At 68.4% G+C, this 7,359-nt stretch carries 8 protein-coding genes and 1 pseudogene; 3 read left to right on the forward strand and 6 right to left on the reverse strand.

Annotated features, from left to right (window positions below; all coding sequences use genetic code 11):
* Positions 1-199, reverse strand: a 199-nt coding sequence (locus VN779_RS08425; protein ID WP_325721875.1) for a DUF5994 family protein, incomplete at its 3' end; no start/stop codon positions are given.
* A 505-nt stretch (positions 200-704) separates the two neighbouring features.
* Here VN779_RS08425 and VN779_RS08430 point away from each other — a divergent pair.
* Positions 705-2,036: a GAF domain-containing SpoIIE family protein phosphatase gene (locus VN779_RS08430; RefSeq protein ID WP_325721877.1), complete on the forward strand. Its 1,332-nt coding sequence runs from the start codon at positions 705-707 to the stop codon at positions 2,034-2,036.
* Positions 2,037-2,144: 108 nt separating this feature from the next.
* Here the strand turns inward: VN779_RS08430 and VN779_RS08435 are convergent, their stop codons facing one another.
* Positions 2,145-2,450 (reverse strand): hypothetical protein, encoded by a 306-nt coding sequence (locus tag VN779_RS08435; RefSeq protein WP_325721878.1) that lies wholly within the window; start codon positions 2,448-2,450, stop codon positions 2,145-2,147.
* Positions 2,451-2,671: 221 nt separating this feature from the next.
* Between VN779_RS08435 and VN779_RS08440 the strand changes: the two genes are divergently transcribed.
* Complete coding sequence (locus tag VN779_RS08440; protein WP_325721879.1) at positions 2,672-2,866, forward strand: ANTAR domain-containing protein; 195 nt, start codon at positions 2,672-2,674, stop codon at positions 2,864-2,866.
* Positions 2,867-3,019: 153 nt separating this feature from the next.
* On the opposite strand, the gene VN779_RS08445 is transcribed toward VN779_RS08440, so the two are convergent.
* The 4 genes from VN779_RS08445 to VN779_RS08460 all read right to left on the reverse strand — a co-directional run bounded on the left by VN779_RS08445 (position 3,020) and on the right by VN779_RS08460 (position 6,370).
* Positions 3,020-3,247: a hypothetical protein gene (locus tag VN779_RS08445; RefSeq protein WP_325721880.1), complete on the reverse strand. Its 228-nt coding sequence runs from the start codon at positions 3,245-3,247 to the stop codon at positions 3,020-3,022.
* A 311-nt stretch (positions 3,248-3,558) separates the two neighbouring features.
* Positions 3,559-3,891: a cupin domain-containing protein gene (locus VN779_RS08450; protein ID WP_325721881.1), complete on the reverse strand. Its 333-nt coding sequence runs from the start codon at positions 3,889-3,891 to the stop codon at positions 3,559-3,561.
* 12 nt (positions 3,892-3,903) lie between these two features.
* Positions 3,904-5,577 carry a molybdopterin-dependent oxidoreductase gene (locus VN779_RS08455; RefSeq protein ID WP_349260709.1) on the reverse strand — a complete coding sequence of 558 codons (1,674 nt, stop codon included), beginning with the start codon at positions 5,575-5,577 and terminating at the stop codon, positions 3,904-3,906.
* A gap of 442 nt (positions 5,578-6,019) precedes the next feature.
* Positions 6,020-6,370: a hypothetical protein gene (locus VN779_RS08460; RefSeq protein ID WP_325721883.1), complete on the reverse strand. Its 351-nt coding sequence runs from the start codon at positions 6,368-6,370 to the stop codon at positions 6,020-6,022.
* 426 nt (positions 6,371-6,796) lie between these two features.
* On the opposite strand from VN779_RS08460, the pseudogene VN779_RS08465 reads away from it, so the two are divergent.
* A pseudogene (locus VN779_RS08465) lies at positions 6,797-7,359 on the forward strand (hypothetical protein); the annotation flags it as partial.

The raw sequence follows: 7,359 nt of genomic DNA on the forward strand, positions 1-7,359 counted from the left end.
TCACCGTGACTCTGTTGATCTGGCCCCAGGCCTGGTCTAACACGGCGATCAATGAGGGTAGCTCAGCGGTCAGGTCGCGCGAACGCGGCCACCAGGCGCCGTTGACCATTCCCGGGTGCCGGCTGAAGGGCTTGAGTGAGAGGCGGGCCTCGGGCGCGGGAGTTTCGACGGGCTGCGGGCGGATGCTGACTGTGGTCACAATGCGGACCTGTCCCCGGGGCGGTGATCACCCGGACTGATGACTCGCCGGAGACGACGCCGCCATGGACGGTGGCCTTCGAAATGTCCTCGGTACTTCTATGTTACTCCCCGCGTGCTCACCCGGCCGGTCTCGAACCGGCGCAGCGCCGACCTGCACAGCGCAGAGGGAAGGGCAGCGAGGCGGACCTCGACCGCCGCGTGGTCTAGACCTCAATGGGAAGTCGGTCTGGTGCGTGAATCGGTGCTCAGCTGTCGATACCCGCGCTACGCGGCGGGCGACGGGATGGCAACGTCCGATCGCGCCAAGAAGCCACGGAACGGGGCCCGAATCGCGTTAGCCCATGTAGGTGGCACGATTCATGTCGCATCGCGCTCTGTTCGTCACTCGGGTGTGCGTTTGGCTACCGCGCAGCGACGCGTCTGGTTCAATGACTACCAGGAGCCGGGACCCCGCTTCGCATGAACCGGTCGATCACGACGAGCGTTCGACGGAAGCGGCAGCTATGACTGTTCTTCGTGACCCACCGGCTTCGACACCGGCCCTGAACGAAGCGGGCGATCCGCTCGCGACAGCGCCCTCTGGTGCGGCCGGATTACCGCCGTCGGCGGCCCTGCGCCGGGCTGGTCCGGCGGACCCCGAGGCCGGCGAGCCGTTCGAGGAGCTGGCCCGGTCGGCTACCACCATCCTTGGCGTCGAGCTGGCGTTTGTCGCGGTCCTCGACCAACCGCTCGCGCCCAATGGCAATGGCGGTGTCATCCACGCTCGCATCAGCCACCGCGTGGTATCGCGCAACTTCGCGCAGTACTCCTTCGGCCGTCGGATCGTCAGCCTCGGCCAGGAACTGATCATCGACGACGCCGGACTGGCTGCGGACCCCGGCGTGCGACGCCTCGCGGCGAGGGGGAACCTGTCGGCCTGGGCCGGATGCCCGGTGCGCGACGCGGCTGGCCGCGTCGTGGGCGCGTTGTGCGTGGCCGATCGTCTGCCGCGTCGTTGGAGCGCCCACGACGTCGATGTCCTTCGCGCGCTGGCCGCGGTCGCCTCGGGCGAGTTCGCGCTGCACGCGGCGCTGGATGTCTCGCGCCGCCACGCGACGCAGCGTGCCGAGCTCGCGCAGACGTTGCAGGAAAGCCTGCTGCCGCCGTGGCTTCCGCAGATCCCGGGCCTTCAGCTGGCCGCTTGCTACATCGCGGGCGGCACCGGGGCGGAAGTGCTCGGGGACTTCTACGACGTGTTCCCCTCGCTGCCCGGCAGCTGGGGTATCGTGGTCGGCGACGTATGCGGCAAGGGTGCCGGCGCCGCCAAGAGCACCGCCATGGCCCGCTACACACTGCGCGCCGAAGCGCACCGGCAGAGCCGGCCGAGTGAGGTGCTGGCAGCGCTGAACCGGGCGCTGCTGGACTGGCCAAGCGCGGACCCCCGCTTCCTGACCGCGATCTACGCCACGGTGGCACCGAGCACGACGGGGGCATCGGTGCAGGTCGCCGCGGCCGGACATCCCCTGGCCCTGATACACCGCGCGGACGGGCGGATACACGCGTTCGGCCGCACCGGAACCCCGCTCGGGCTCTTCCCCGACCCCGAGCTGAGCGACTCGCGCACGAGGCTGCACCCCGGCGACAGCCTGATCATGTTCACCGACGGCGTCACCGAAGCGCACCGCCTCGGCGACTACGAGCTGTTCGGGGAGCAACGGCTACGTGAGGTCATCGCCACAACAAAGGGCAAGGCCGCCGCAGACGTCGCGCGGTGTATCGCGAAGGCGGCCTTGGCCTTCGGTGGTGAGCCGCCCGCCGACGACACCGCGATCCTCGTTCTCAAACCGGCACACTGACGCGCGACGCCCTCGCCGGCGCAGAACGATGCAGGCCGGCTCTACGTAGTGCGCTGACAGCGACACGCGCGGGCCAACGGTCCGACCGCTCTGCTTCGGGAGACGCGCCTACCGGCGCTTGAGCTTAAGCGCCAGGCCGGGGACGAGAAAGGACAAGAGGAAGATCGGCAAGATGCTCTTTCCGGTGCATCGGAAGGCGACGGTCTCGCCGTCCGCGGCGTCGAAGGTCTTCGTTCGGCTGGAGTCTCGGCCGCTGCGCACTCGCAACGTATGACGTCCAGGTTCGATTGGCATCTCGAACGTGTCGTTCATTTCTAACGACCCGACACGCTCCCCATCGAGCACGATCTCGTACCTGGCGCGGCGGACCTCCGCTCCGATTGCTTTGTGCTTCAGCGTCAGCGCCGCGGACATGGTTGGCCTCCTCCTGTTGCAGGTGTCAGTCATCTGTGTCTTCGTGAATGCCCTGCCGCTGTGGCTGCGCGCCACCAGCATCGGGGCTCTGAACCCGTTTCGCTCTCGTCCCGGCCCGTTCAGAGAAGCTGACGTGCGCACCGGACAGGCCTTGGCGGACGTGGCCACGATCGGCATTCCCGTCCAGCGCAGCGCATCAGGCCGACCTGCTTACCAACCAGTTGTGGAACGCGCTCGACAGCCGCGTGTTCATCGAGCAAGGCAAGAGCGTGCTCGATGCACACCACTGCATCAGCGTGGACGCCGCCTTCTCCCTGCTGCGCGACCATGCGCTTGACCACAACCTGCGGCCGTCCTACCTTGCCCGGCAGGTCGCCGACGGCTCAACCATCGCCGCCGCGCTGCTGCGCGAGTAGGACCCGCCGTTCCCGGCGGCGCCTCACAGTTGGGAACGGCCTGATCGCACGATGGCCGGACTCGGCGCGAGAGCTGGCGACGAGTTCCCGGTCGCCAGCCGCGCGCCGCCCCGCTCACACGATCGAAGGAAACAAGAGCCCACCAGCGAGCCGTCAGACTTGCGCCCTTTCGGTGCGGTCATTCGCGATGTCGATGCGGTCGCGTCGGGTGTCCGCCACGATGAATCCCAGGCCGAGAGCCATCACGACAATGGCCACGATCCACAGGAAGTGCACCGCCAGGCCGATCAAGCCGAAGAACAAAGCCAGGGACAGCACGACGAGCATGACCGTGTCCGGGCCCCTCCGCTGGACCAGCAACCGCCCGAGCCGCTCGCTCAATCGGGACTCCGAGGCGGAACGGGGCGACTGAACGGGCTTCGGCGCGACGCTCGGTACGGGCCCTCCCGCGTCCACCGCAGTGTCCAGGCGGTAGCTGATCCGAGGCGGACGGACGTCGTGGTTGGAGTCTCTCAGGTCGGGTCTCATGAGGAGACCCCCGATCTCCCTCCGATAGCGGAGGGTCAACAGCTCAACTTGAGCTACCCCCAGTGTAGCTCTCGCAGGTCGCCCGGGATGCGCGCACGTAACGGCGCTCACGCAAGCTGGGCATGGAAACCGTCCAGCGTGACGGCTCCGACGCGGTGGCGCCGTCAGGGCGTCTTGGCGACGGTGAGCAGTACGGCCGTGGCTTCCAGCGCTTCGAGTGAGTGCCTGGTATCGGGCACGATCAGCAGGTCGCCGGGCAAGCCGTCCCATGAGTTCTCGCCGGCGCTCAGCCGCACGCGCCCGGACAGGACGTGGATGGTGGCCTCGCCGGGATTCTCGTGTTCGTCGAGCTTCTGGCCGACGGCCAGCGCGATCACGGTTTGGCGCAGCACGTGCTCATGGCCGCCGTACACCGTATGGGAGCTTCGGCCGCCGTGCGCGTGCAGCGCGAGGCTCGACTGCTCGCGCGCCAGCGCCGTGAGCGAGAACTTCTCCATCCGAGCCGCTCCTTAGATCGATTGCCGGTAGCCGAAGAATTCGTGGTCCTGGTTGTAGCCGCCGTGACCGCCACCGATCGTCGTGAAGTCCGCGACGAACTCCACGCCCTGGATCCATTTCACCTGCTTGAAGCCGAGCTGGACCTCGTTGCGCAGCCGCAGCGGGGCGCCGTGGCCAAACGGCAGGGGCGCGCCGTTCATGTCGTAGGCGAGCATCGTGAGGTGGTAGCCCATCTGCTCGATGGGGTGCGCGTCATAGTAGAGGCCTTCGTCCGGCCCTTCCCCCAGGGAGTAGAAGACGACCCACCTGGCCTCGGGCAGCGGCCTGACCAGCTCCGTGACTGTGCGCATCGACACCCCGCCCCAGCGGGCGACGCCCGACCAGCCCTGGATGCAGAAGTGCTGGGTGATCTGCTCGTGGTGGGGCAGCGCTCGCAGCGCCGCCAGATCCAGCTGCACCGGGTTCTCGACCAGGCCACCGACGTGAAGCCGGTAGTCCGCGAAGTCGCCCTCGGCCAGCGCCTTGTACCGCGCGGAGTCCGGGTAGCGGCCGTTGTGCCAAAAGTAGGGCGAGATGTCCTTCTCGGTGTACTCGCCCGGAGTGGAATCCACGTGCTCGAACAGGCGCTGGGCCGGGCCGATCAGGGTGTAGCCGATCCGCTGCACGAGGCGGGGATGGCGCAGGGTGACGGGAGTCGCGGCGGCCCACCCGACAGCCACCACGGTCGTCACGGCCGCGAAGACCCAGAATCCGAGCCACCCGGCGTTGTCGCCACCGGCGAAGATGTGGTTGAGGTTGCGCAGCAGACCCGTGGTGAACACCAGCGTCACATGGATGACGATGAACAGCAGGAACCAGACCAGCACGAGGAAGTGAAGGGAACGCGCCGCCTGGATGTTCAGGACCCTGCTGATCCGCTTGAACCGGGTGGACAGCGCGGGCGACATCCCGAGGCCGGTCAGCAGAGCGAGTGGGGCGGCGATGAACACCGTGATGAAGTAAGCGATCATCTGCAGGCCGTTGTACGCCACCCATCCGTCCTGCTTCGGCCAGTCCAGCGAGAGGTACTGGATCAGCGCAGACGTGGCGTTCGGGACGACGTCCCAGCTCGCGGGCACCAGGCGCCGCCACTGCGAGGTCGCGAAGAGTAGAGCGTAGAAGATTAGACCATTGAGTAGCCACAGCGTGTCCACGCCCAGGTGCCACCATCGGGCCAGCCCGATGGAATGCCTTAAGCCCGGCAGCCCGACCTGACCCGGAAGGCTGATGGAATCCTGCTTCGCCGTCCACAGCGGGTCGGCCGGGACGGGTTTCTGGACGCGGAACCAGTCCCGGCCCGGCGTACTGTGCCGGGTCCAGTACAGCCTCGGGTGGTCGCTCAGGATCTGCGCGCCCGACCGCAGGATGAAGACCAGGAAGAACAGGTTGAAGAAGTGCTGGGCGTCCACCCAGACCGGCAGGCCTGCCGCACCTCCGGCACCGGCCGACGCGGACGTGCCGGGATACCGCGCGATGAATCGCTGAACCGGCGGATCTCCGCGCAGCCCCTTTGCGCACGCCACCGCGACGATTAGGAGCACGAAGCCGATCGGCAACATCCAGAGCAGGTTGAACCACCGATCGCGGCCCACCCGCACGCGGGGAGCGATCCCGTGCGCCTGAGGAATCGAGCCCGCCCAGGCCATCGGATCCACAACATCTCGGCCCGCGGTCAGGTGTAGGTGGTAATCCTCCGTCGGCCGCGCCGCGCCGACGGTCGACCCGGAGTCGGGCAGGGAGCGATCTACGCCGTCGGACCGGGCGCCTAGCTCAACCATGGTGCGCTCATGGCGATCAACGGAAAGGCCATCGGGAAACCCCGGCTTCTTCGCGGTCGACGCGCGAATCGCACCGACGCCAACCGTCGGGGTCTGGAACGGCAACACCGACTATAGCCCGCCGTCCGAGCCACGATAAGGAGCGCGCTGATATCGATCAGCGCCGCACGGCACTGGAAGCGGAACCATGCCTCGGCGCGGACTGCGGTGCGATTCACCCAGGTAGATGCCGAACCCGGGAGGCCGGCCGTGCGGCGGCGCGTGAGCAGGCGGGTGAGCCATTGGGTGCGCAGTGCCTTCGGGCGTGGCATCACCAGGAGGGTTCGCACCTGCCGGATCGGAGCGTGCTGCGATACGGAGGTTGCGCGGTGATGGCCGACCCGTCATGTTCCAAGTCGTGGGCCAGGCTTGAGATCGAGTGCAGCCTGGACGTGCGGGTCAGCAGGTTCGTCTCCGCGCGCAGCGTCCGGCGGGCGCGGCCGAGGTCGATTGCGCTGTTGCGGGCGGCGTCCAGGGCGAACCGCAAGTGGTCGCATTGCCGCAGCAACTCCCGCTTCCAGGCGTCGCGTAGGAACTGTTCCGCGTTGTACACAGCTTGCCCGGCCGCCTGCGCGTGGGAAGGTGTGTGCGCTTCGCGGTGGCCTCGCCTACGCCCGGACATCACTGCACTCCGGCCGCCGCCGGGACACGATGGGGAGCGAAATCTCGTCGAGGGGATGCGCCTGGTGCCGTTTAAGGGCGTCGCCATCGAGCCCACCTTGCGTGGAGCGGGAGGCAGCGAGGCGGGTCTCGAGACCGGCGAATGGTCTAGACCTTTTCGGGGACGCGGTCCGGCTGCGTGAATGGAGTGCTCGCGGCCAGTATGCCCCTGCGCCGGTGCGGGCGATAGGGCGAGAGCGTCCGGGTGCTGCTTCGCTAGACGCGTGTCGCCTCGTTGTTCTGAGAGCCGAGAGGCGAGACCGGCCCGGTAGGGATTCGGTCGAGGAGAGCCGTCAGGCCCAGGGCGACGGCGGTTCGGCCGCCCCGGGGCCTGACGGTGCTTATCGCGGCTCAGTGCCGCCGCGTCTGCTTACGGGTCGTCAGTACGGTGCCTCCGAGGACGAGCAGGCCGGCGCCCGCAGCGGCGGGCAGCAGCGGATCGGCACCGGTCTCGGCGAGTTGTCCACCGCCGGACGACGTCGCCGAGGCGGATGGCGTTGCGGCGCCGGACGGGCTGGCGCTGGAAGTCGAAGCGCCGGTCGCGGTCGGCGTACTCGTCGCAGTTGCGCTCACCGAGGGTGTCGCGCTCGTGCTGGAGGACACGCTCGTGGTGGGTGTCGCGCTGTTGGAGACCGAGGCGCTCGCGGAGGGTGAGGCGCTCGCGCTGGCGCTGGCCGAGGGTGACGCACTCGCACTCGCGCTGGCGCTGGCGCTGGCTGACGCACTCGCACTCGCACTCGCGCTGGCGCTGGCTGACGCACTGGCACTGGCGCTGGCCGAGGGTGACGCGCTCGCACTGGCACTCGGGGAGGATGAGGCGCTGGCGCTAGCCGAGGGTGACGCACTCGCACTCGCGGACGGTGACGCGCTCGCGCTGGCCGACGCACTCGTGCTGGGCGACGCGCTGGTGGACGGTGAGGCGCTTGTGCTGGGTGTAGCACTGCTGCTGGC

Origin of the sequence: Actinocrinis sp., assembly GCF_035605935.1 — a bacterium.
Lineage (GTDB): Bacteria > Actinomycetota > Actinomycetes > Streptomycetales > Catenulisporaceae > Actinocrinis.

Excerpts from the sequence above, each read along its gene's own strand:
- VN779_RS08455 (WP_349260709.1), bottom strand. The coding sequence starts at position 5,577 with ATGGCCTGGGCGGGCTCGATTCCTCAGGCGCACGGGATCGCTCCCCGC.
- VN779_RS08435 (WP_325721878.1), bottom strand. The coding sequence starts at position 2,450 with ATGTCCGCGGCGCTGACGCTGAAGCACAAAGCAATCGGAGCGGAGGTC.
- VN779_RS08450 (WP_325721881.1), bottom strand. The coding sequence starts at position 3,891 with ATGGAGAAGTTCTCGCTCACGGCGCTGGCGCGCGAGCAGTCGAGCCTC.
- VN779_RS08460 (WP_325721883.1), bottom strand. The coding sequence starts at position 6,370 with ATGTCCGGGCGTAGGCGAGGCCACCGCGAAGCGCACACACCTTCCCAC.
- VN779_RS08430 (WP_325721877.1), top strand. The coding sequence starts at position 705 with ATGACTGTTCTTCGTGACCCACCGGCTTCGACACCGGCCCTGAACGAA.